This is a genomic window from Pandoraea nosoerga, from assembly GCF_902459585.1.
In the GTDB taxonomy this organism is placed as follows: domain Bacteria; phylum Pseudomonadota; class Gammaproteobacteria; order Burkholderiales; family Burkholderiaceae; genus Pandoraea; species Pandoraea nosoerga.
On the sequence record NZ_CABPSC010000008.1, the window covers coordinates 1 to 24,392 of the forward strand.

General features: G+C 68.2%; 18 protein-coding genes. 10 read left to right on the plus strand and 8 right to left on the minus strand.

The window, feature by feature from the left end:
• Positions 1 to 1,848: propionate catabolism operon regulatory protein PrpR (prpR, locus tag PNO31109_RS11470; protein WP_244958163.1), on the minus strand; the 1,848-nt coding region annotated here is incomplete at its 3' end.
• 440 nt (positions 1,849 to 2,288) lie between these two features.
• Between prpR and prpB the strand changes: the two genes are divergently transcribed.
• From prpB to PNO31109_RS11495, 5 genes are all read left to right on the plus strand, one after another.
• Positions 2,289 to 3,209 (plus strand): methylisocitrate lyase, encoded by a 921-nt coding sequence (gene prpB, locus PNO31109_RS11475; RefSeq protein WP_150555657.1) that lies wholly within the window; start codon positions 2,289 to 2,291, stop codon positions 3,207 to 3,209.
• 27 nt (positions 3,210 to 3,236) lie between these two features.
• The gene (prpC, locus tag PNO31109_RS11480) at positions 3,237 to 4,388 is read left to right on the plus strand and encodes a bifunctional 2-methylcitrate synthase/citrate synthase (RefSeq protein WP_150555658.1); all 1,152 of its coding nucleotides are present in this window, start codon (positions 3,237 to 3,239) and stop codon (positions 4,386 to 4,388) included.
• Between the two features lie 129 nt (positions 4,389 to 4,517).
• Positions 4,518 to 7,115 carry a Fe/S-dependent 2-methylisocitrate dehydratase AcnD gene (acnD, locus tag PNO31109_RS11485; RefSeq protein WP_206111349.1) on the plus strand — a complete coding sequence of 866 codons (2,598 nt, stop codon included), beginning with the start codon at positions 4,518 to 4,520 and terminating at the stop codon, positions 7,113 to 7,115.
• A gap of 11 nt (positions 7,116 to 7,126) precedes the next feature.
• Positions 7,127 to 8,317, plus strand: coding sequence for a 2-methylaconitate cis-trans isomerase PrpF (prpF, locus tag PNO31109_RS11490; protein ID WP_150555660.1), 1,191 nt, complete (start codon positions 7,127 to 7,129; stop codon positions 8,315 to 8,317).
• A 153-nt stretch (positions 8,318 to 8,470) separates the two neighbouring features.
• Positions 8,471 to 9,919, plus strand: a complete 1,449-nt coding sequence (locus PNO31109_RS11495; RefSeq protein ID WP_150555661.1) for a bifunctional 2-methylcitrate dehydratase/aconitate hydratase — start codon at positions 8,471 to 8,473, stop codon at positions 9,917 to 9,919.
• 18 nt (positions 9,920 to 9,937) lie between these two features.
• On the opposite strand, the gene PNO31109_RS11500 is transcribed toward PNO31109_RS11495, so the two are convergent.
• A complete protein-coding gene (locus PNO31109_RS11500) occupies positions 9,938 to 11,089 on the minus strand; it encodes a glycerate kinase (RefSeq protein ID WP_150555662.1) in 1,152 nt (383 codons plus the stop codon).
• 457 nt (positions 11,090 to 11,546) lie between these two features.
• Between PNO31109_RS11500 and PNO31109_RS11505 the strand changes: the two genes are divergently transcribed.
• The 4 genes from PNO31109_RS11505 to glpK all read left to right on the plus strand — a co-directional run bounded on the left by PNO31109_RS11505 (position 11,547) and on the right by glpK (position 16,527).
• Positions 11,547 to 12,137, plus strand: a complete 591-nt coding sequence (locus PNO31109_RS11505) for a hypothetical protein (RefSeq protein ID WP_150555663.1) — start codon at positions 11,547 to 11,549, stop codon at positions 12,135 to 12,137.
• 217 nt (positions 12,138 to 12,354) lie between these two features.
• On the plus strand, positions 12,355 to 13,158 hold the full coding sequence (locus tag PNO31109_RS11510; RefSeq protein WP_174966365.1) for a DeoR/GlpR family DNA-binding transcription regulator: 804 nt from the start codon (positions 12,355 to 12,357) through the stop codon (positions 13,156 to 13,158).
• A gap of 213 nt (positions 13,159 to 13,371) precedes the next feature.
• A complete protein-coding gene (gene glpD / locus PNO31109_RS11515) occupies positions 13,372 to 14,931 on the plus strand; it encodes a glycerol-3-phosphate dehydrogenase (RefSeq protein WP_150555665.1) in 1,560 nt (519 codons plus the stop codon).
• Positions 14,932 to 15,024: 93 nt separating this feature from the next.
• The gene (gene glpK / locus PNO31109_RS11520; protein ID WP_150555666.1) at positions 15,025 to 16,527 is read left to right on the plus strand and encodes a glycerol kinase GlpK; all 1,503 of its coding nucleotides are present in this window, start codon (positions 15,025 to 15,027) and stop codon (positions 16,525 to 16,527) included.
• Between the two features lie 806 nt (positions 16,528 to 17,333).
• Here the strand turns inward: glpK and PNO31109_RS11525 are convergent.
• Together PNO31109_RS11525 and PNO31109_RS11530 are read right to left on the minus strand one after the other, a co-directional pair.
• Complete coding sequence (locus PNO31109_RS11525) at positions 17,334 to 18,038, minus strand: fumarylacetoacetate hydrolase family protein (protein ID WP_150555667.1); 705 nt, start codon at positions 18,036 to 18,038, stop codon at positions 17,334 to 17,336.
• A 69-nt stretch (positions 18,039 to 18,107) separates the two neighbouring features.
• The gene (locus PNO31109_RS11530) at positions 18,108 to 18,527 is read right to left on the minus strand and encodes a VOC family protein (protein WP_150555668.1); all 420 of its coding nucleotides are present in this window, start codon (positions 18,525 to 18,527) and stop codon (positions 18,108 to 18,110) included.
• 170 nt (positions 18,528 to 18,697) lie between these two features.
• Between PNO31109_RS11530 and PNO31109_RS11535 the strand changes: the two genes are divergently transcribed.
• A complete protein-coding gene (locus tag PNO31109_RS11535) occupies positions 18,698 to 19,654 on the plus strand; it encodes a LysR family transcriptional regulator (protein ID WP_150555669.1) in 957 nt (318 codons plus the stop codon).
• Here PNO31109_RS11535 and PNO31109_RS11540 read toward each other — a convergent pair.
• The 4 genes from PNO31109_RS11540 to PNO31109_RS11555 are packed head-to-tail and all read right to left on the minus strand — an operon-like array spanning position 19,640 to position 24,339.
• A complete protein-coding gene (locus PNO31109_RS11540; RefSeq protein ID WP_150555670.1) occupies positions 19,640 to 21,142 on the minus strand; it encodes an efflux transporter outer membrane subunit in 1,503 nt (500 codons plus the stop codon). The genes PNO31109_RS11535 and PNO31109_RS11540 overlap by 15 nt on opposite strands.
• 7 nt (positions 21,143 to 21,149) lie before the next feature.
• On the minus strand, positions 21,150 to 22,292 hold the full coding sequence (locus tag PNO31109_RS11545) for an ABC transporter permease (protein ID WP_150555671.1): 1,143 nt from the start codon (positions 22,290 to 22,292) through the stop codon (positions 21,150 to 21,152).
• A complete protein-coding gene (locus tag PNO31109_RS11550; protein WP_150555672.1) occupies positions 22,289 to 23,368 on the minus strand; it encodes an ABC transporter ATP-binding protein in 1,080 nt (359 codons plus the stop codon). Before PNO31109_RS11550 ends, PNO31109_RS11545 begins: the two co-directional genes overlap by 4 nt.
• The gene (locus tag PNO31109_RS11555) at positions 23,365 to 24,339 is read right to left on the minus strand and encodes an HlyD family secretion protein (protein WP_244958164.1); all 975 of its coding nucleotides are present in this window, start codon (positions 24,337 to 24,339) and stop codon (positions 23,365 to 23,367) included. The genes PNO31109_RS11550 and PNO31109_RS11555 overlap by 4 nt, the downstream gene beginning before the upstream one ends.
• Positions 24,340 to 24,392: the final 53 nt, after the last annotated feature.

The following is a 24,392-nucleotide window of genomic DNA, read 5'->3' on the forward strand; positions in this document are numbered from 1 at the left end:
GGCGTCGTGCGCGACTGCGCCGGCGAAGCCCGCCGCGGGCGCCGTGCCCGCCGCCTCGCCTTGCGGCGTCGCGGGCCACGCCGGCCCGGCGCTGGATGCCGCATTCGGGCCCAGCTCCGGCGCGATCTCGACGAGTCGTGCGCGACTGATCTCGCGCGCGTCGACCACGTCGGCGCAAACCACCGCAATTCGTTCCAGCAGGTTTTCCAGCTCGCGCACGTTGCCCGGCCAGCGATAGGTGGCGAGCAGCGGCAGCAGCGTGGCGAGCAGCGCGTCGACGCTCATGCGCGCCCCGGCGCGGGCGAGCGCCCGTTCGAGAAAGAGTGGGGCGAGGCGCGGCAGGTCGTCCATGCGCTCGCGCAGCGGCGGCAGCACCAGGCGCAGGATGTTCAGCCGGTAATAGAGGTCTTCGCGGAACAGCCCTTGGGCAACCTGCTGGCGCAGATCGCGGTGTGTGGCGGCGATCACGCGCACGTCGCACGGCACGGGCTCCGTCGCGCCAAGCCGCAATACCTCGCGCTCCTGCAGCACGCGCAGCAGGCGCGTTTGCAGCGGCATCGGCATTTCGCCGATTTCGTCCAGGAAAATCGTGCCGTTGTGGGCCGTCTCGAAAAGGCCCGCCTTGCCGCCGCGCCGCGCGCCGGAGAACGCCCCTTCCTCGTAGCCGAACAGCTCGCTCTCGAGCAGGGTTTCCGGAAACGCCGCGCAGTTGATCGCCACGAACGGATAGTCCCGGCGCCGGCTCGCGTTGTGAATGCCTTGCGCGAGCAGTTCCTTGCCGGTGCCGCTCTCGCCGTGCACGAGCACCGTGGAATCGGTCTGCGCGTAACGGCGCGCAAGCGCGCGGACGTGCGCGATGGCGGCGGAGTCGCCGATCAGATCGTCGAGCCGGTAGCGCGCCACGAGGTGGCGCGGGCGATGGCGCGAGCGCAGCGAACGGTCCACGCGCGCGAACGACTGCGAGTCCTGGCAGGTGAGCAGTGCGCCCGTGAGCGTGCCCTGGTCGAGCAGCGGGATACGGTTGATGACCCAGGTCTTGCCCGCCATCGACACGATCGCCTCGAGTTCGGCGCTCGCACTCTCGAGCGTGCGCCCGATGTCGAGCGCCGGTGCGATGGCATCGAGCGGGCGACCGACCGCGTCGGCTACCGTCACGCCGAGCATGCCAGCCATCGCCGCATTGATCGCCTCGATCCGCCCGTTCAGATCCACCGCCGCCACACCCTCGTGCAGGTGTCGCAGCACCGTGTCGAGCCGCTCGCGCCGCTGCGCCTCGATGCGTCCGAAGCGCGCGACTTCGAGCGCGGTGTCGAAGGCGGCGCGCACCGAGTCCTGCGAGTAGAGGAAGACGCCGGTCATACCTGCACGTTCGGCCAGTTCGGTCACGAGCCCGGGGCCGACCACGACCTCGATGCCCTCGTCACGCAGGCGATGTACGAGGTCTTCGGCATCGTGCGCGTCGAAGTAGGCGTGCTGGGCAACGTCGAGATGAAAGGCGCTTCTGAACCGCTCGAATTCCGGCGCGGGACGGGCGTATGAGACCAGTGCGATGCGCGAGGCCGGCGAGTCCGCGGGCAACGCGCGGCGAGCACGGCCGAGCGCGTGCATGACGTCGAAGCCGGTGACCTTCACGAGGACGACGGGCAGCACCAGACGCTCGCGCAGGAACGCGCCGTTCGAGCCGGCGGCGACGATACCGTCCACACTGCCGGCCGGCAGACGCTCCAGCGCCTCGATCACCGCTTCGTAGCCCTTGTCGATAATCTGCACTTCGGCGTGCGCCGCGTAGTCCGGCACGATGTCGCGATACAACTCGCCGAGCTTGCTGATGCCTACGGCCCAGATCACAGGCTTGCGTACCGCCGCGGCGGGCGGCGCGAGTCCGGCGCGCGGCAAGCCGGCCGCGGAAGCCGGCAGGTGCGGGGAGCGCGGTGGTGGGACTTGCGGTGGAATTTGTGGTGGGAGTTGCGGTGGCAGACCGGAGGCAGGGCGATTCGGCATGTCGGGCGGCGAAAACGGGTGAATGAGACAGATCGTAGCACGTTGCAATGATTTGTTTCATTACGTGTTTCAATATGAAACATCATGCGACGAGCCGCGACATCTCCCGCGCGACATGCACTTGCCGTGAGCGTCATGCCGGCGCCGGATTTCCGCTGCCAAATGAAGGCGTTAGCACTGCCGCACGGCGCATGCGGCCACGCCCGGCGCCAGGCTGGCACGCCCATTGCTACCGATGAAGCCACATCTCAACCCGTGTGCGGGCGCAGCGGGGGCAACCTCGCCGCATGCACGCGACCCACGACCGAGGGATTCCAGTGACGCACACCATTCGCTCCGCCGGCGCCGCCTTGCGCGAGGCCGTCAAGACCGAACAACCGTTGCAGGTTGTCGGCACCATCAACGCCAACCATGCCCTGTTGGCCAAGGCCGCCGGGTTCAAGGCAATCTATCTGTCGGGCGGTGGCGTGGCCGCCGGCTCGCTGGGCCTGCCCGATCTCGGCATCTCCACGCTCGACGACGTGCTGACCGACGTGCGCCGCATCACCGACGTGTGCGATCTGCCGCTGCTCGTGGACGTCGACACCGGCTTCGGCCCGTCGGCGTTCAACATTGCACGCACGGTCCAGTCGCTCGTCAAGTTCGGCGCGGGCGGGATGCACATCGAAGACCAGGTCGGCGCGAAGCGTTGCGGCCACCGGCCGGGCAAGGCCATCGTAAGCCAGCAGGAAATGGTCGATCGCATCAAGGCCGCGGTCGACGCGCGCACCGACGAGAACTTCGTGATCATGGCGCGTACCGACGCGCTCGCCGTGGAAGGCCTGCAGGCCGCCATCGACCGCGCCTGCGCGTGCGTGGAAGCGGGCGCCGACATGGTCTTCCCGGAAGCGATGACCGAACTGCCGATGTACCGCCAGTTCGCCGACGCCGTGAAGGTGCCCGTGCTCGCGAACATCACGGAATTCGGCGCCACGCCGCTGTTTACCGTGGAGGAGCTGCGCAGCGCGCAGGTTGGTCTGGTGCTGTATCCGCTGTCGGCCTTCCGCGCCATGAACAAGGCTGCGGAGAACGTTTATCAGACGATTCGCCGCGACGGCACGCAAAAGGCCGTGCTCGACACCATGCAGACGCGTGCCGAGCTCTATGAGAGCATCGGCTATCACGCATACGAGCACAAGCTCGACGCGCTGTTCGCACAGCAGAAATAACCGAATCCCTGATCTGGAGGAATGAGCATGAGCGAGACGACCGCCACCGGCTTCAAGCCGAAGAAATCCGTTGCCCTGTCCGGGGTGAGCGCCGGCAATACCGCCCTGTGTACCGTGGGCCGCTCGGGTAACGACCTGCATTATCGCGGCTACGACATCCTGGATCTGGCCCAGAGCTCGGAGTTCGAAGAGATCGCGCATCTGCTGGTGTACGGCAAGCTGCCGAGCGTGGCCGAGCTCAAGGGCTACAAGGCCAAGCTCAAGGCGCTGCGCGGGCTGCCCGCCGCGGTCAAGGAAGCGCTCGAAGCCGTGCCGGCCGCCGCGCATCCGATGGACGTGATGCGCACGGGCGTCTCGGTGCTTGGCACCGTGCTGCCCGAAAAGGACGATCACAACATCCCCGGCGCGCGCGACATCGCCGACCGGCTGATGGCGAGCCTCGGCTCGATGCTGCTCTACTGGTATCACTACAGCCAGAACGGCGTGCGCATCGACGTGGAGACCGACGACGACAGCATCGGCGGCCATTTCCTGCATCTGCTGCACGGCGAGAAGCCGTCGGACCGGTGGGTGCGCGCCATGCACACGTCGCTCATTCTGTACGCCGAGCACGAGTTCAACGCGTCGACCTTTACCGCGCGCGTGATCGCCGGCACGGGCTCGGACATGCACTCGGCCATCACCGGCGCCATCGGCGCGCTGCGCGGGCCGAAGCACGGCGGTGCGAACGAAGTGGCCTTCGAGGTGCAAAAGCGCTACGACTCGCCCGACGAGGCCGAGGCCGACATTCGTCGCCGCGTGGAGAACAAGGAAGTGATCATCGGCTTCGGCCACCCGGTCTACACCGTGAGCGACCCGCGCAACAAGGTGATCAAGGAAGTGGCGCGCGAGCTGTCCAAGGACCAGCAGAACATGAAGATGTTCGACATCGCCGAACGCCTGGAGTCGGTCATGTGGGACGTCAAGAAGATGTTCCCGAACCTCGACTGGTTCAGCGCCGTGAGCTATCACATGATGGGCGTGCCGACCGCGATGTTCACGCCGCTGTTCGTGATCGCGCGCACGTCGGGCTGGAGCGCGCACATCATCGAGCAGCGCATCGACAACAAGATCATCCGTCCGAGCGCCAACTACGTCGGTCCGGAAGATCAGAAGTTCGTGCCGATCGAGAAGCGCTGAGATTGCCGTAGCACGGCACTCCGACGCCTCTCGCGGCCATGCCGGGCGCCCTGCGCGTTGCGGCATGGCCGGCATCTTGCCAGCCGCTGGCAGCCTTTCGCCGCAAGCCGGGCCGATACTCCTCACATGATGAACACCGAATACCGAAAACCCCTGCCCGGGACGTCGCTCGATTACTTCGACGCCCGCGCCGCCGTCGAGGCCATTGCACCGGGCGCCTACGACACGTTGCCGTACACCTCGCGCGTGCTGGCCGAGAACCTCGTGCGCCGCTGCGAGCCGGCCGCGCTCACCGACTCGCTCAGGCAACTGATCGAGCGACGCCGCGATCTCGACTTCCCGTGGTTCCCGGCCCGTGTCGTGTGCCACGACATCCTGGGCCAGACCGCGCTCGTGGATCTGGCCGGCCTGCGCGATGCGATCGCGGCGCAAGGCGGCGATCCGTCGCTCGTCAATCCGGTCGTGCCGACGCAGCTCGTCGTCGACCACTCGCTCGCCGTGGAGTGCGGCGGGTTCGACCCCGACGCATTCGCCAAGAACCGCGCCATCGAGGACCGTCGCAACGAAGACCGCTTCGACTTCATCAACTGGACGAAGAAGGCGTTTCGCAACGTGGACGTGATTCCGCCGGGCAACGGGATCCTGCATCAGATCAACCTCGAGCGCATGAGCCCGGTCGTGCAGGTGAGCGACGGCGTGGCGTATCCCGATACCCTCGTGGGCACCGACTCGCACACGCCGATGGTCGATGCGCTGGGCGTGATCGCGATCGGGGTGGGCGGCCTGGAGGCCGAGAGCGTGATGCTCGGGCGCGCGTCGTGGATGCGCCTGCCCGACATCGTGGGCGTGGAGCTCACCGGCAAGCCGCAGCCGGGCATTACCGCGACCGACGTTGTACTGGCGCTCACTGAATTCCTGCGCAAGCAAAAGGTGGTCTCGGCCTATCTCGAGTTCTTCGGCGAGGGCGCCGCGAACCTCACGCTCGGCGACCGCGCCACGATCTCGAACATGGCGCCGGAGTTCGGCGCCACGGCGGCGATGTTCTACATCGACGCGCAGACCATCAAGTACCTGAAGCTCACCGGCCGCGACGACGCGCTCGTGCGCCTCGTCGAGACATATGCGAAGCAAACCGGGCTGTGGGCCGACAGCCTGCGCGACGCGCAGTACGAGCGTGTGCTGAGGTTCGACCTCTCGAGCGTGGTGCGCAACATCGCCGGTCCGTCCAATCCGCACAAGCGCGTGCCGACGAGCGAGCTCGCCGCGCGCGGCATTAGCGGCAAGGTGGAAAACGAGCCGGGCCGGATGCCCGACGGGGCGGTCATCATTGCCGCCATCACCAGCTGTACGAATACCAACAACCCGCGCAACATGATCGCGGCGGGCCTTTTCGCGCGCAACGCCAACCGCGCCGGCCTCACGCGCAAACCGTGGGTCAAGAGCTCGCTCGCGCCCGGCTCGAAGGCCGTCACGCTGTATCTGGAAGCGGCCGGCCTGCTGCCCGAGCTCGAGAAGCTCGGCTTCGGCGTGGTCGCCTACGCCTGCACGTCGTGCAACGGCATGTCGGGTGCGCTCGATCCGGCGATCCAGCAGGAGATCATCGAGCGGGACCTGTACGCCACGGCGGTGCTCTCGGGCAACCGCAACTTCGACGGCCGCATTCATCCCTACGCGAAGCAGGCGTTCCTCGCGTCGCCGCCGCTGGTCGTGGCCTACGCCATTGCCGGCACGATCCGCTTCGACATCGAGAAGGACGTGCTCGGCGTCGACGCGGCCGGCAAGCCGCAGCGCCTGGCCGACCTGTGGCCGAGCGACGAGGAAATCGACGCCATCATCGCCAGCAGCGTGAAGCCCGAGCAGTTCCGTCGCGTGTACGAGCCGATGTTCGCCGCCGCCGTGGATTCGGGCGAGCGCGCAGCGCCGCTCTACAACTGGCGCGAGAAGAGCACCTACATCCGCCGCCCGCCGTACTGGGAGGGCGCGCTTGCGGGCGAGCGCACGCTGCGCGGCATGCGCGCGCTGGCGGTGCTTGGGGACAACATCACCACCGACCACCTCTCGCCGTCGAACGCCATCATGCCCGACAGCGCGGCGGGCGAGTATCTGGCGAAGATGGGGCTGCCGGAAGAGGACTTCAATTCATACGCCACGCATCGCGGCGACCACCTGACGGCGCAGCGCGCCACCTTCGCCAATCCGACGCTCAGAAACGAGATGGTTGTCGTGGACGGACAGGTCAGGACGGGCTCGCTCGCACGCATCGAGCCCGAAGGCAAGATCACGCGCATGTGGGAAGCCATCGAGACCTACATGGCACGCAAGCAGCCGCTCATCGTGATTGCCGGCGCCGACTACGGCCAGGGCTCCTCGCGCGACTGGGCGGCCAAGGGCGTGCGCCTGGCCGGCACCGAGGCGATCGTCGCCGAGGGCTTCGAGCGCATTCACCGCACCAATCTGGTCGGCATGGGCGTGCTGCCGCTCGAATTCAAGCCGGGCACGAATCGCAAGACGCTCGGCATCGACGGCAGCGAGACGTTCGACGTGATCGGCGAGCGCACGCCGCGCGCCGATCTCACGCTCGTTATCCACCGCCGCAACGGCGAGCGTGTGGAGGTGCCCGTCACGTGCCGTCTGGACACGGCCGAGGAGGTGTCGATCTACGAGGCGGGCGGCGTACTGCAGCGCTTCGCCCAGGACTTTCTCGAATCGTCGCAGGCGGCTGCCTGAGGAGAGACGCGATGGCGCATCAGCCACAAATCCGCATTCCCGCCACGTACATGCGCGGCGGCACGAGCAAGGGCGTGTTCTTCCGCCTCCAGGATCTACCCGAAGCGGCGCAGGTGCCGGGCGCCGCGCGCGACGCGCTGCTCCTGCGCGTGATCGGCAGCCCCGATCCATACGGCAAGCAGATCGACGGCATGGGCGGGGCGACGTCGAGCACGAGCAAGACGGTCATCGTCGCCAGGAGCGAGCGGCCCGGACACGATGTGGACTACCTGTTCGGGCAGGTCTCCATCGATCAGAAGTTCGTCGACTGGAGCGGCAACTGCGGCAACCTGTCGGCGGCCGTCGGGCCTTTCGCGATCTGCGCGGGGCTCGTCGATCCCGCGAGGGTGCCGCGCGACGGCGTGGCCGTCGTGCGCATCTGGCAGGCCAACATCGGCAAGACCATCATTGCGCACGTGCCGATGACCGACGGCGCCGTGCAGGAGACGGGCGACTTCGAGCTCGACGGCGTAACGTTCCCGGCCGCCGAAGTGCAACTCGAGTTTCTCGAGCCGGCCGCCGAGGAGGACGGCGAGGGCGGCGCGATGTTCCCGACCGGCAATCTCGTCGACGACCTCGAAGTGCCCGGCGTGGGCACGTTCAGGGCGACGCTGATCAACGCGGGCATTCCCACCATCTTTCTCAACGCCGAGGACATCGGTTACCGCGGCACGGAATTGCAGGACGCCATCAACGGCGATCCCAAGGCGCTCGCGATGTTCGAGACGATTCGCGCGCACGGCGCGATTCGCATGGGACTGATCAAGGACGTGTCGGAGGCGGCCACGCGGCAGCACACGCCGAAGGTGGCGTTCGTCGCGAAGCCCGCGAGCTACACCGCGTCGAGCGGCAAGGTGGTGAACGCCGGCGACGTCGACCTGCTCGTGCGCGCGCTGTCGATGGGCAAGCTGCATCACGCGATGATGGGCACGGCGGCGGTGTGTATCGGCGCGGCGGCGGCGATCCCGGGCACGCTGGTGAATCTGGCGGCCGGGGGCGGCGCGCGCAACGCCGTGCGCTTCGGGCATCCGTCCGGCACGCTGCGCGTGGGCGCCGAAGCGAGCGAGGTCGACGGCGAATGGACGGTCACCAAGGCCATCATGAGCCGCAGCGCGCGCGTGCTGATGGAAGGCTGGGTGCGGATTCCGGGCGACGCCTTCTGATGCCGTGAGGCGGGCGCCGGAGATCGGCAGCCGGCGAGCATGGCGCTTCGCGCCGGCTTATCATGGGAGCGTCCGCGAAAGCCGCCGCGCGCGGCCGCGCCCGCAAGGCGATTGCGCACAGGCGGCGTGCGTCAACGTCACTGGAGGCAGCCCATGTCCGCCGGCATCTCGAACGCGCGTCCCGCGCCCGACAAGGTTCTCACCGACATCGCCGACTACGTGCTCTCTTGCGAGATCCGCAGCGATCTCGCCTTCGATACCGCGCGCAACTGCCTGATCGATACGCTCGGGTGTGGCTTCGAAGCGCTGTCCTACCCCGCATGTACCAAACTGCTCGGGCCCATCGTGCCTGGCACGATCGTGCCCCATGGCGCGAAGGTGCCCGGCACGCCGTACCAGCTCGATCCGGTGCAGGCCGCGTTCAATCTCGGCGCGATGATTCGCTGGCTCGACTTCAACGACACCTGGCTCGCGGCCGAGTGGGGGCATCCGTCCGACAATCTCGGCGGCATCCTGATGACCGCGGACTGGCTCTCGCGCACGGCGGTGGCCGGCGGGCAGGCGCCGCTCACGATGCGCCATGTGCTCGTCGCGATGATCAAGGCCCACGAGATTCAGGGCTGTCTCGCGCTGGAGAACTCGTTCAACGAGGTCGGACTCGATCACGTGGTGCTTGTGAAGGTCGCGTCGACGGCGGTCGTCGGCGAAATGCTCGGGCTCACGCGCGACGAACTGATCAATGCGCTGTCGCTCGCTTTCGTCGACGGACAGAGCCTGCGCACCTATCGCCATGCGCCCAACACCGGCAGTCGCAAATCATGGGCGGCGGGCGATGCGACCAGCCGCGCGGTGCGGCTCGCGCTGATGGCGCGCGCCGGCGAGATGGGGTATCCGTCGGTGCTCACCGCGAAGACGTGGGGCTTTTACGACGTGCTGTTCAAGGGCAAGCCGTTCGCGTTCCAGCGTCCCTACGGGTCCTACGTCATGGAGAACGTGCTGTTCAAGATTTCGTTTCCCGCGGAGTTTCACGCGCAGACTGCGGCCGAAGCGGCCATGACGCTGCACCGGCAGATGCAGGCGTCCGGGCGAAGCGCGCAGGACATTCGTTCGGTGACGATTCGCACGCATGCGGCGGCGATTCGGATCATCGACAAGCAGGGTCCGCTCGCCAACCCGGCCGATCGCGATCACTGCATTCAGTACATGGTGGCGGTGCCGCTGTTGTTCGGGCGGCTCACGGCGGCCGATTACGAGGACGACGTGGCGGCCGATCCCCGCATCGACGCGCTGCGCGCGAAGATCGTGTGCGTGGAAGATCCGCAGTTCACGCGCGACTATCATGACCCTGACAAGCGTTCGATCGCCAACGGACTGACCGTCACGTTCAACGACGGCACTACGCTCGACGAAGTGCTCGTGGCGTACCCAATCGGGCACAAGCGGCGCCGCGCCGAGGGAATTCCGTTGCTCGTGGAGAAATTCCGCGCCAATCTCGCGCGTCGTTTCGCCGCGCGAGCGCAGGAACGCATTCTCGAGGTGGCGCTCGATCAGCAGCGGCTCGAAGCGATGCCCGTGCATCGCTTCGTGGATTTGATGGTGTGACGCGCCGGCCGGCGGCGCTCAGCCCCTGTGGGTGTAGCGCAGACGCGCCATCTGTTCGGCGCTGTCGGCGAGCAGGCCGGCGGCGTCGGCGATGGCCTTTTCCAGCGTGGTCGGGCCGAACGTCAGCGAGAAGCAGCCCGAGAACACGCGCGAGAGGCTGTCCAGCGCACTGCGGTCGATGGCGCCGGAGAGCAGCGACGCCGTCGCGCCAGCCTTGATCGCGACCTGTGCGGCAATCATCGGCGTCTTGCCCGACAGGGTCTGGCCGTCGCTGCGGCCTTCGCCGGTGATGAGCCAGTCCGCGCCCTCGACCGCCTGGGGCAGGCCGACGCGCTCGGCTACCACTTCCGCGCCCGAGCGGAATTGCGCGCCGAGCAGATGCAGCGCGAAGCCCAGTCCGCCGGCAGCGCCGGCGCCGGCGCGGCTCGCGGCTTCATTGGCATTGAACGCGCGGTGCGCATGAACGGCAAAATGCGCGATGGCGCGATCGAGCGGCTCGACCTGCGCTTCGCTCACGCCCTTTTGCGGCCCGAAGATCGCCGTCGCACCTTGCGCGCCGTTGAGCGGATTGTTCACGTCGGACATCGCGATCAGTTCGCAGTCCTTGAGCCGGGCGTCGAGACCGTTCAGATCGATCGAGGCCACGCGGTGCAGGGCCGCCGGCACCGGCTGGACGACTTCGCCGGCCTCGTCGAGCAGACGCGCACCGAGGCCGACGAGCAGGCCCGCACCGCCGTCATTCGTGCTGCTGCCGCCAAGGCCGATGAGCACGCGGCGCGCGCCCGTATCGAGCAGGGCGCGCAGCAGCTCGCCCAGGCCCACCGTCGAGCGCTCGGCGACCGGCGTCTGCATGCCCACGGGGTCCGTGATGCTCACCACGTTGGCGCTCTCGAGCACGCCGGTGCCGTCCGGCATGATGCCGTACTCGGCCGTGACCGACGCCTGTCCCGCACCGCGCACCGACAACGGCACACGCCGTCCGCCGGCCGATAGCAGGGCGTCGAGCGTGCCCTCGCCGCCGTCGGCCATCGGACGCAGGCGCAGGTCGGCGTCCGGGAGCACGCGGGCGATGCCGGACGCGACGGCGCGCGCGACTTCTGGCGCGCTCAGCGAACCTTTGAACGAATCGGGAGCGATGACGATGATCGGGGCTTGCGCATTGCTGGACATGGCAATCGGGACGGTCGCAAAAATGGGTTGGCAGGGATTGACTGGCGCATCTGGCCCGCCGGCGTCGGCGTCATCGCTTGTGGCGGACCGGCCGCGCGGAAGATCTTTCCGCGCGGGGGGCGGGGCGCGAACGGGCTTCGGCTCGCGGCGGGATCGGGCGCGAGGCGTCGCGGCGCAGTGTGACAGAAACCAGCAATATACGCGATTCGGGCCAGCGCGCATTGCGCGAATTGCCATGCTATGAATAACGCGAGTAAGATGAGCGCCCGAAAGGATTCATGAACAAGGCGGCGCGAGCCGCGGCCGGGCAGGGGTGCGCGAGACGTCCCGCGGCTGCCAGCCATCGTGTGCGCCGTGACCAGATACCAGGTGTCGCCTCCCGACGCGATGTCCGGCCGGCTTCGGCAAACGGCGGCATCGCGCGGGCGGCGGCCCTTTGCGAGCGTGGAGCCGGGGCATGAAGTGGAGCACAAAGCGGGGCGCAAAGCGGAGCATGAAGCCGGGCGCGCAGCCTGACATTGCGCGAAACACCGATCGGGGCGCCGGGCACGGCGGCGAACCGGCGACGCGCGCGGCCCAGGCGCCCGCAGGCCGCCGTGCGCGCACCATCGCCGCAGCGGCATTGGGCGCCGCCGTCGTCATGCTGGCCGGGTGCGCACAGACGCCGCCTGCCGTCGCACACGACGATCCGCCGGTGGGCAGCGTCGCCGACGTTGCACCGGAAAATGTAAAAGTCGAGACGCTGCCCGCCTATCGTGACACCGTGGAAGACGCCCGCGCCAACGGGGCCGTCTGGCAGGGCTCGTCGAAGAAGACCCTCGTGCGCGTGAGCGCCTGCACCGCACGGCTATGGAAGAAGCAACTGCCGTATGCGCGGCTCGATCGCAGCAAGGCCGGCCCGGGCCAGACGCTGCAACTCTCCTCGAACGACGATGGCGTGCTCGCCGTGCTCGACCTCGCGCCGCACAAGTCGGGCAGCGAAGGCTCGCTCTATCTCGGCTCGACCGGCCCGCAGTCGCTGGCCGACGCAGTCCGCCAGTGCCTGTAAGGGCGCCTCGCATGTGTCGAATATAGGCCGCATAACGCACATGACCCGCATAACGCACATAAACCGCGTGCCCCGGCTGGCGCCGCGTGACGGCGGGTGAACGTGCGAGCGCCGGGGGCGCGGTATCATGGCGGCGAACGCGCGGCCACCGAACTCGCGCGAAGGCTTTCCTCAATGCGCGCCGATGTCCTCTACCGATCCCGTTGAAGTTTCCGATGTGTCCGAAGCCGCCGCCGAAGGAGGAGCGGATGCCGGACAGCCGCCGCTCAACCCGCGCCAGCAGGCGCTGTTCGATGCGGTGCGGCGCGACGGCTTCCTGACGGTCGACGAGCTCGCCGCGCGCTTCGACGTCACGCCGCAGACGATTCGGCGCGATATCAATTCCCTCGCGGAACGCAAATGGGTGCGGCGATATCACGGCGGCGTCGGGTTGCCGGGCGGCGCGGAAAACGAAGCTTACGACGCTCGCCAGACGCAGCTCGCCGAGGAGAAGCGCCGCATTGCCGCTCGTCTGGCCGAACAGATTCCCGATCACGCCTCGCTGTTCATCAACCTGGGCACCACGACCGAGGCAGTGGCGCGCGCCCTGTCGCGCCATCGCGGCCTGCGTGTGATCACGAACAACCTCCACGTGGCGGCCATGATGAGCAGCTATCCCGACGCCGAAGTGATCATTGCCGGCGGCGTGGTGCGCGCGCGCGATCAGGGGGTGACGGGCGAGGCCACGCTCGACTTCATCCGCCAGTTCAAGGTCGACTTCGGCATCATCGGCATTTCCGCCATCGATCCGGACGGCACCCTGCGCGATTTCGACTATCGCGAGGTCCGGGTCGCCGAGGCGATCATCGCGCATTCGCGCACCGTGTTTCTCGCGGCCGACCACAGCAAGTTCGGCCGGCCTGCGCTGGTGCGCCTCGGCCATCTGTCGCAGATCGACGCGCTTTTCACCGACCGGCCCGTGCCGCACGGCATGGCGCAGGTGATCGCCGAGGCCGGCACGCAGGTGCACGTGGTCGACTGACCCGGGGAACGGGAGTGTGCGAATTCGCACATGGCGACGTGTCAATGCGCGAATTCGAAACTCGTGGGGTGTTGTCTGTTAGAATTCGAATATCAATGTTCGAAAACGAACATCGCATGGGACGTTGGCGAACATTGGCAACGCCATTCGAACCGAGGCCAGCCTGCCGGATTCGAATTTCGATGACTTGACGCTCACGACCGGGAGCCGCACGTGCACACAGCCGCCCAATCGCCATCGGACAACCGCCTCGCGCCGTATGACCTGCTGGTCGTCGGCGGCGGCATCAACGGCGCCGGGATTGCGCGCGACGCGGCCGGGCGCGGGCTGCGCGTGCTGCTCGTCGAACAGGACGATCTGGCCTCGCACACGTCCTCGGCCAGCACCAAGCTCATTCACGGCGGCCTGCGCTATCTCGAGTATTACGAGTTCGGCCTGGTGCGCAAGGCGTTGCAGGAACGCGAGGTGCTGCTGCGCGCCGCGCCGCATATCATGTGGCCGTTGCGCTTCGTCATGCCGCACATGCCCAATCTGCGCCCGGCATGGCTCATTCGCGCCGGCCTGTTCCTCTACGATCACCTCGCGCGTCGCGAAATCCTGCCGGGCTCGCGCGGCATCGATCTGCGCCGCCATCGTGCGGGCGCGCCGCTGCGCCGCAATCTACGGCGCGGCTTCGTGTATTCCGACGGTTGGGTGCAGGACGCGCGTCTGGTCGTGCTCAACGCCCAGGACGCCGCCGAGCGCGGCGCCACGATCCTGACGCGCACGCGGCTGACGGGCGCCGAGCGCGGCGAACACCTGTGGAGCGCCACGCTCGAGACGACCGACGGCGGGCCGCCGTGCGTGCAGACCGTGCGCGCGCGGGCCATGGTCAATGCGGCGGGCCCGTGGGTCGGCCATTTGCTCGGCGACGTGCTGCACCAGCGCTCGACTCACCGCATTCGCAACGTCAAGGGCAGCCACATCGTCACGCGCAGGCTGTTCGATCACGACCACGCCTACATCTTTCAGAATCCGGACAAGCGCATCATCTTCGCGATTCCGTATGAGCGCGAATTCACGCTCATCGGCACGACCGACGTCGAATACGGCGGCGACCCCGCGCAGGTCGCGATCAGCGACGACGAAATCGCCTACCTGTGCAAGTCCGCAAGCGAGTACTTCACGCAACCGATCACGCCGGCGGACGTCGTCTGGACCTATGCGGGCGTGCGTCCGCTGATGGAGGAAGACGTCGCCAACCCGTCGGCGGTCACGCGCGATTACAAGCTCGAGCTCGATGCGCCGCCGGGACGGGCGCCGATGCTCTCGGTGTTCGGCGGCAAGATCACGACGTATCGGCGTCTGGCCGAGGAAGCGATGTCGCACCTGCATGCTCCGCTCGGCTTCACGCAGGGCGACTGGACGGCCGGCGCCGCGCTGCCGGGCGGCGACATGGCCGAGCCCGACGTCGGCGCCTTCGAGGCCTCGCTGCGCGCGCAACTGCCGTGGCTGCCGGCAGCGCTGGCGTACCGCTACGCGCGCACCTACGGCACGCGCACGCGCGTGCTCCTGGGCGACGCAACCTCGCTCGGCAGTCTGGGCGAGTGCGTGTGCGGCGATCTCTACGAGGCCGAGCTGCGCTATCTCGTGCAGCACGAATGGGCGCGCACGGCGCAGGACGTGCTCTGGCGCCGCACCAAGCTGGGCCTGCACGTCGGGCCGGAAGGCGAGGCGAGCGTGCGGCAATGGTTCGCGCGGCACATGGCGATGGTGCCCGAGGCGGTTGCATAGGCAGTGCAGGGCAGCAAGGGCGGCAGGGGCGGCAGGGGCGGCAGGGGCCGCAGCGCCGCGCAACTCACACGAAAACCACAGGAGACGGGCGCAATGGCACGAGGCGCATACATCCTCGCGTTCGACCAGGGAACGACGAGCTCCCGGGCATTGCTGTTCGATCGCGACGGTCACGTCGTGGCGACGGCGCAAAAGGAGTTCCGACAGATCTATCCGCATCCCGGCTGGGTCGAACACGATCCGCGCGAAATCTGGGCGACGCAGGCCGGTGTGGCCGCCGAGGCGCTCACGCATGCCGGCGTCGCGGGCAGCGAGATCGCGGCCATCGGCATCACGAACCAGCGCGAGACGACCGTCGTCTGGGACCGCCGCACGGGCGAGCCCGTCTACAACGCCATCGTGTGGCAGGACCGTCGCACGGCCGATTTCTGCGACCGCCTGCGCGGGGACGGCTCGGAGCCGCTCATCGCGAGTCGCACGGGGCTGCGCGTCGACGCGTATTTCTCCGGCAGCAAGATCCGCTGGATTCTCGATAACGTCGAAGGCGCGCGCGAGGCGGCGCAGGCCGGACATCTCGCGTTCGGCACCGTCGACAGCTGGCTCGTGTGGCATCTTACCGGCGGCAAGCTGCACGTGACCGACGTCTCGAACGCATCGCGCACGATGCTCTTCAACATCCATACGCTCGCCTGGGACGACGAACTGCTCGCGCTGCTCGGCGTGCCGCGCAGCATGCTGCCCGAGGTGCGCTCCTCGAGCGAGGTCTACGGTCATACGGCCACGTCCCTGTTCTCCGCCCCGGTGCCGATCGCGGGCATGGCGGGCGATCAGCAGGCGGCGCTATTCGGGCAGATGTGCCTGTCGCCGGGCATGGTGAAGAACACCTACGGCACGGGCTGCTTCATGGTGATGAACACCGGCGGCAAGCCGCAGGCGTCGAGCCACAATCTGCTCACGACCGTGGCGTGGAAGATCGGCGAGCGGGTCGACTATGCGCTCGAAGGCAGCATCTTCATCGGCGGCGCGGTCGTGCAATGGCTGCGCGACGGGCTGGGGATCATCCGTCACTCGCGCGATGTCGAAGCGCTTGCCACGAGCGTGCCCAATGCAGACGGCGTAGTGCTGGTGCCGGCCTTCGCGGGACTTGGCGCGCCGCACTGGCAGCCGCGTGCGCGCGGCACCCTGTTCGGCGCGACGCGTGGCACCACGGCCGCCCATGTGGCGCGCGCGGCGCTCGACAGCATCGCATTCCAGACGCTCGACGTGCTGCGCGCCATGGAGGCCGACGCCGGCATGCACGTCTCGGAGCTGCGCGTGGACGGCGGCGCGGCGGCGAACGATCTGCTCATGCAGTGGCAGGCGGATCTGCTCGGGGCGGACGTCGTGCGCCCGAAAGTGATCGAAACGACGGCGGCGGGCGCCGCCTATCTTGCCGGGCTTGCGGTGGGCTTTTGGCCCGACATCGACACCCTGGAGCGGCAGTGGCAATTGCACCAACGCTTCTCGCGCAAGCTGCCCGAGGACGAAGTGGCGCGCGCGGTCGCCGGCTGGCAGCGCGCGGTGCGCGCCGCGAAAGCGTGGGCCGAAGAGGCCTGAAGGATTCGCTGCGCAATTCGCTCGGGTGACGGCGCGGCGTGCGCGGCTTTAGCGCATCGCCCGTCCCGGGGCGACGTGGCGGCGATCGCCGATCGCATCGTGCCGGCGGTGCCGCCAGCTCGCACAGCGCTCGCGTGGATGGCGACGGGCGGACTTGGCCGGACTCGCCGGCGCGAGCGACCGGACGCAGGGACTGAGGGCGCAAGGCCCGGTGCGGCGCATTTGCATGATCCCCTCCCCGAAAAGCTTCCGTCGTCCGACCGTTGCGGCCGTCGTCGTTCAGAGGTGCAATCCGTCCGCGTCCGGGGCGCTCCCGGCGGAGGATCTGGCATCGGGCGTGCCGGGGCCATGTGGCGTGCATGGCGTAATTTCCCGAGGCAACCGATCCTGGCGAAGAGGCTTCCCCAGAAGCGGACGGTTTGCCTCCACATCAATGCGAGAAGCATGCCAGACGCTGCAACCCGTTGAATTGGCGGGGAAGTTCGGAAAGCGAAACAGGGCGCCGCCAGGCGTGCGGCGAAAAGTGTTTCAGGAATGAACACGATCGCGGCGACGAAGCTCGGGGGCAATGCCCGGGCTTGCACGGCGGCAGGGCGCCGTGTACCACACTGCCCATGAGCGCGGCGCGTCCGGCGTCAGGCGCGCCGCCCGATCGCGTTCGCCGTGACAGCCGCGGTGACGGCAAATTGGGCAAAGCACTTGACACTCAACGCCCACGGGCGTTTGCGCCGGCGGCGACCGACTTATGCAGAGGGTTATCAACAGTCGCTGTGGATATCCTGCGCCGCCGGATTGGCATGCGACAATCAGACCGCCGGTTTCTGGCCGATGGTAAAAGCGATCTCGCCCACGCCTGCCACGCCCGCCGTGACTTTGTCGCCCGGCTCGAGCGCGCCGACACCGGCGGGCGTGCCCGTGAAGATGAGGTCGCCCGGCGCCAGCTTCACGCTGCGCGAGATTTCCGCGATCAGATCGGGCACCGACCAGATCAACTCGTCGAGGTCGCCGCTCTGGCGGTTCTCGCCGTTCACGTCCAGCCACACGCGGCCCTTGCCGGGATGGCCGATGTCGGCCACGGCGTGCAACTCGCCGCACGGCGCCGATGCATCGAACGCCTTGCCCCAGTCCCACGGCCGGCGCGTGTCCTTGGCCTGTTGCTGCAGATCGCGGCGCGTGAGGTCGACACCCACGCCATAGCCCCACACCAGCGAAAGCGCTTGCGAGGCGTCGACGTTCTCGCCGCCGGCGCCGAGCGCTACCACCAGTTCGATTTCGTGATGCAGCTCGCTCGTGAGCGGCGGGTAGGGCAGCGTGCCCTGCGCGGCCACCACGGCGTCGGCCGGCTTCATGAAGAAGAACGGCGGTTCGCGATCGGGGTTGCTGCCCATCTCGCGTGCATGCGCGGCGTAGTTGCGCCCGACGCAGAACACGCGGCGAACGGGAAAGCGGGCATCGCTGCCGGCAATGGCGACCGACGCCTGCGGCGGCGCGGAAATGACGAATTGGCTCATGAGAAGACTCTTGGCGAAAACGGAAAATTCGATGAAACGAAACCTTGGAAGACCCCGGGGGCCGCGCGCTTACTTCGCGAAGACCTGCGACATGTCGGCAAATGCCTTGAACTCCAGCGCGTTGCCGGCCGGATCGTAAAAGAACAGCGTCGCCTGCTCGCCGACCTGTCCGGCGAAGCGGATGTGCGGCTCGATCACGAAGCGCGTGCCGGCGGCGCGAAGGCGCTCGGCCAGCGCGTGCCACGCCGGCATGTCAAGGATAACGCCGAAATGCGGCACGGGAACCTCGTCGCCGTCCACCGGGTTGGTGATGCGCTTGCCGGCCCGCTCCGGCGAGAGGTGCGCGACCAGTTGGTGCCCGAAGAAATCGAAGTCGATCCAGTGATCCGAGCTGCGGCCTTCGGCGCAGCCCATCACGCCGCCGTAGAAGCGGCGGGCCGCTTCGAGGTCGTCTACGGGGAAGGCGAGGTGAAAGAGCGGGGTGGTCATCAGGGACTCCGGGGCGATGTTTGGGAAAACGGATGCCGTCACGCCCGGCGGGCGCGCGACCGTTCGTGGGCGGCGACGCTGGGCATCGCCGATTTGCGCTACATTCTATCCATCGATAAAAGTAATCAGAAACGAATAATTCGTCCGCTCAGCAACATATTTTTCGATAGATGATCCGCTACCTGAAAACCTTCGTCACGGCAGCCGAAACGGCGTCCTTTTCCGCGGCGGGTGCGCGTCTCGGGCTCACGCAATCGGCCGTGAGCGCTCAGATCCAACGGCTCGAAGAGGACCTCGGCGTGCAACTGTTCGAGCGCACCGGCCGCGCCGTTTCTCTCTCCGACGACGGCCGCCGTTTGCTCGCGCAGGCGCAGGGCGTGATCGCGGGGTATCAGGCGATGCGGGGTGAAGCCGACGCGCGAGGCATGCAGGCGGCGCTCGCGCCCATCCATGTCGGCGCGATCCTGACGGCGCAACTGGGCTTGCTGCCCGGTGCGGTGCGACGCTGGGCCTCGCTCGGTGCGATGCCGCACCTGAACATCGTGCCGGGCATGTCAGTGCAGTTGCTCGCGCAACTCGATGCGAAGGCGCTCGATCTGGCGGTGATGATCCGTCCGCGCATCGGCGTGCCGGCAGACATGAAGTGGCGCACGCTCATGCTGGAGCCCTACGTTGCCATTGCGCCGAAGGGTGTCCGCGGCACGGTCGCCGACTGGGCCGCGTCGTTGCCGTTCGTGCGCTACAACCGTCGGTCGTATGGCGGCGAACTGGTCGAGCGCTATCTGCGCCGCCATCGCCTGTGGGTGCGCGAGGGCGTGGAGCTCGACGAACCGGAAGTGATCCTGCGCATGGTGCGCGCGCGGCTGGGCTGGTCGATCGTTCCGGCCACGTTGATCGGTCTGCCGGTGGACGGGAAACCGTCGGCGACGGCCGGCGGGCATGCCGCTCCGAAGGCCGCCGTCGCCGACGTACAGGTGTTGCCGCTCCGCGGCGCGCCGCTCACGCGCGAGTTGGGCGTGCTGGTTCGCCAGTCCGCACTCAAGCGCGCGCCCGTCGGCACGCTGATGCAGTGCCTGACCGACGAGGCGCGCGCGCGAACCGGCGAGGCCGGGTCAGTGGCGCGGTAGTGGCGTGTCCGACACCGCACCGCCCAACGCTTGCCATAGCGCGGCGGTGTCGATCAGCCGCGCACCCTGTGCGTCGAGGCGCTCGCGCGCGGCGTCGAGCGCCTGCCGCTGCGCGTCGAGCAGGGCGAAGTGACTGATGCCGCCGGCGCGATAACGGGCGGTGGCGATCCGGTAGGCCGCCTCGGCGCTGCGGGCCGCCTGAGCGCGCGCGGCGAGCGTGGCGGCATCCGCCTCCAGCGCCCGCATGGCGTCGGCAACCTGGGCGAGCCCGACCAGCACGGTGTCGCGATAGGCCGCCAGTGCGGCATCGTAGGCGGCGATGGCGGACCGGCGTTGCGCGCGCAGCTCGCCGCCGCGAAACAGCGGCTGGAGCAGGTTCATGCCGATGTTCCAGATGTTGATGCCGTCGCCCAGGTCCGCCCCGCGCATGCGTTGCGTGCCGAAACTGCCCGTGAGCGTGAAGCGCGGGTAAAGGTTTGCCGTCGCCACGCCGACATTGGCGCTGGCCTGATGCAGCAGCGCCTGCGCGGCGCGAATGTCCGGGCGCCGGCGCGCCAGCGACGAGGGCAGCGCCACGGGCACGGTCGGCGGCAATTGCAGCGACGCCAGATCGATCGCGGGCGTGGCGAAGGCGCCTGGCGCCTGGCCCGTCAGGCGAGCGAGCTGATGATCGTACTGGGCGATCTGGGCGCGCAGCGCCGGCAGCCGTGCCTCGGTCTGCGCAACGAGTGCCGCCTGATTCTCGACGTCGAGGGGCGCCACGCCGCCCGCGCGCTGCCGGGCGCGCATGACCTCGAGCTGTGTGCGCTGCGCCGCCGCCATGCCTTCGAGCGCGGAGCACTGCGCGCGTGCGCTGGCCTGCCGCACGGCCGCGGTCACGACGTTGCCCGCCAGCGAGAGCCGTGCCGCCTCCACCTCGAAGCGCTGATAGTCCACCTGCGCGGCGAGCGCTTCGAGTGCGCGGCGATTGCCGCCGAACAGATCGAGCGTGTACGACACGTCGACGCTGGCGTTGTAGAGCGTGAACGGCCCGGGGCTCGGCATGGACGTGATGCCGAACGAGGAGAGATCGACCTGCTCGCGCGTTGCGGAGAGTTTCAGATCGGCCGACGGGAGCATGCGCGCGCCAAGCTGCGCCCGATAATCCTCCTGCGCCTCACGCAGTTTCGCTTCGGCCTGGCGCAGCGTCGGGCTGTCGGCCAGCGCCTGCGCGACGAGGGCGTCGAGCGCGGGTGAGCCGAAGCGCGTCCACCAGTCGACGGGCACCTCGGCCTGCATGTCGAACGTTTGCGCCGCGCCCTGCGCCCCGTCCGCACTCGCCGTGACGACAGGCTGCGCGCCGCTCGTGTACTGCGTCGCGTCGGGGGCGTCCGGCGTCCGGGCGTCGGGGCCGGCCGCGCACGCCGCGAGCGTCGCGCTCAGCGCGAGCGGCAGCCACGGCATGCGGCCGGGCGAACAGATGCGCAACGGGCGGCGTGTAGCGCGCATGACGGCCTCAGTCGAGCGTGCGTTTGTAGAACTTCACGGCCACCGCCATGAGTACGGCGCAGAACACCAGCAGCGGCCACAGGTCGTGCCACGCGTCGTTCCAGCCGTTGCCCTTGAGGAGGATGCCGCGAACGAGTCGGTTGAAGTAGGTGAGCGGCAGCACGTTGCCGATCGCCTGGGCCCATGCCGGCATGCCGCGAAACGGGAACATGAATCCCGAGAGCAGCATGTTGGGCAGGAAGTAGAACACCGTGAGCTGCATGGCCTGGAGCTGGTTCTGCGCAAACGATGACAGTGCGATGCCGACTGTCAGGTTCGCCGCGATGAACACCAGCGCGGCAAGGTAGATCGCGACCACGCTGCCTTCGAAGGGCACGTGGAACACGAAGCGCGCGGCGATCAGGATGATGCTCGCCTGAATCAGCCCGATGGCAATGTACGGGACGATCTTGCCGGTCATGACCTCGATCGGCAGCACCGGCGTGGCGAGCAGGTTTTCCATCGTGCCGCGCTCGCGTTCGCGCACGATGGCGAGTCCCGTCATCATGGCGAGGGTCATCGACAGGATCACGCCCATGAGTCCCGGGATGATGTTGTACTGCGTGATGCCTTCCGCGTTGTAGAGCCGGTGCACCTGCACGTCGAACGCGCTCTGGCCGCCGGCGAGAGGCGCGAGCACGCCGGTCAGATCCTTCTGTGCGACAGACTGCGCGATGGCCGGCAGCGCGCCGAGCGCCGAGGCCATTGCCATCGGATCGGTCGCGTCCGCTTCCACGAGCAGTGACGGCCGCTCGCCGCGCAGCAGCCGGCGCGTGAAGTCGGCCGGAATATTGAGCACGAACTGCACGCGTGCCTGCGCGAGCGCCGCGCGCCCGGCCTCTTCGCTCGCGAGCGTTCCGGTCATGCGAAAGTACCCGGAGTGCTCCATGGCGGCCACGAAGCTGCGCGTGAATTCGCTGTCGTCGTGCATGAGCACGGCCGTCGGCATGTGCTTCGGGTCCGTGTTGATCGCAAAGCCGAACAGCGCGAGCTGTACGAGGGGCACGCCCACGATCATGGCGAACGTGACGCGATCGCGGCGCAGTTGCAAGAATTCCTTGCACACGATGCTCCACCACCGTGCGAGCGAGAAGCCGAGCGGCGCGCTCACGTCCCGTCTCCGAAATTGTCCTTCGCGTGGCTCATCAGGTAGATGAACACGTCTTCCAGACCGGTTTCGATGGGGGCCACGCGCAGCCCGCGTGCGTCGGCCACCTCATGCAGCACGCGGGCAAGTGCCTCGCCATCCTGGCCGCTCACGTGCAGCGCGCTGCCGAAGGCGACTGTCTGCGCGACGGCCGACTGCCCGCGCAGTTCGCGCGCGAGCTCGATCAGGTTCTCGCCGTGCACGGTCCATGTCGACAGATGTTGCGCGTCGATGACCTCCGCGGCCGTGCCTTGCGCGAGCAGTTCGCCGTAGGAGATGTAGGCGAGCTTGTGGCAGCGCTCGGCCTCGTCCATGTAATGCGTGCTCACCAGCACGGAGATGCCGTTCGCGGCGAGCTCGTGCAGTTCCTCCCAAAAGTCGCGCCGGGCCGTGGGGTCGACCCCGGCGGTGGGTTCGTCGAGCAGCAGCACCCGGGGCTCGTGCAGCATGCAGGCGGCCAGCGCGAGGCGCTGCTTCCAGCCGCCCGAGAGCGAGCCGGTCAACTGGCCGGCTCGCCCCCTGAGCCCGAGCGACTCGATCGCGCGATCGACGGCTTCGCGGCGGTTCGGCATGCCGTAGACGCGCGCGACGAAATCGAGATTCTCGCGAATCGTGAGGTCTTCCCAGTACGAGAAGCGCTGCGTCATGTAGCCCACGTGGCGCTTGATCTGCGCGCTCTCGCGCAAGATGTCGAAGCCCAGGCAGGTGCCGCTGCCCGAGTCCGGCGTGAGCAGGCCGCACATCATGCGAATGCAGGTCGTCTTGCCGCTGCCGTTCGGGCCGAGAAAGCCAAAGATCTCGCCGCGCTTGACTTGCAGCGAGACGTCCTTCACCACGTGCTTGTCGCCGAAGTGTTTGTTCAGGCCGCGCACGTCGATGGCAAAATCGCCCGTGCCCGCAGCGCCGTTATTGCCGTTATTGCCGCCATCGCCGCGATTGCGGTTATCGCCGTCAGCGGTGCCAGTACCGCCAGCACCGCTGGTATCGCCCCCGGCGCCGTCGGCGCCGTTCGCGACCGTCGGGGCTGTCCGATCGCTCATTGGCGCGTCACCTGCACCGGCTGGCCCGGATTGAGCCTCACGGCGTGCGCCGCGTCGGGATGCGCCTCGACCATGTACACGAGCTTGTCGCGCGTGTCGTTGCTGTAGATGACAGGCGGGGTGTACTCCGCCTGATTGGCGACGTAGGTGATGCGTGCGTTCACGCCGGCGCCGCAGCCGTCGCAGGCGATATGCACCGTCTGCCCGGCGCGCAGGCTGCCGAGCGCGGCCTCGGGCACGAAAAAGCGTACCTTGATGTTGCCGGGCGGCAGCAGCCGCACCACCGGGCTGCCAGCCGCCACCCATTCGCCCACGCGGTAGAGGGTGTCATAGACGCGCCCGGCGGCGCCCGCACGCGGATGCTTCTGCGCGAGCTGCCAGTCGGCTTGCGCGAGCGAGGCGCGCGCGGCGTCGACCTGCGCGGCCTGCGCCTGACGCTGCGCTTCGCGGCCCGGCAGCCGCGCCACGCGCAGACTGCTTAGCAGTTCCTGCACGCGCGCCGTGCTGCTGCGCGCGTCGGCGCGGCTCGCGTCGAGCTGTTCGCGCGAGATGCCGCCCGCGGCGTACTGCGCCTGATCGCGATCGAACTGCGCGAGGGCCCTGTCGCGCACAGCCATGGCCTGCCTCAACTGGGCTTCGGAGACGGCGATTTCGTCGGGACGTTTGCCCGTGGCGAGATCGCGCAATTGCGCTTCTGCGCTCGCCAGCGTCTCGCGCGCGTGCGCTTGCGCGGCCAGCTCGAACGTCGATTCGAGATCGAAGAGCGGGGCGCCGGCGTCGATCTGCTGGCCGCGCGCGACACGTAGCGCCTGGAGCGTGCCGGCCTGGGACGAGGCGACGTAGACAAACTCGCCTTCGACATAGCCTTGCCACGGTTTGGGACCCGCGTCACCGCATGCGGCGAGCGCGACCACAGCCGCCAGGGCGGCCAGCGTCCGTGAAGCGCTCACGATCATCGCGGTAGTGCACATGCGGGGGTATGCCGGCATGACGCGCCCTTTGCGTTGCATGGGTCCGCTCTCAC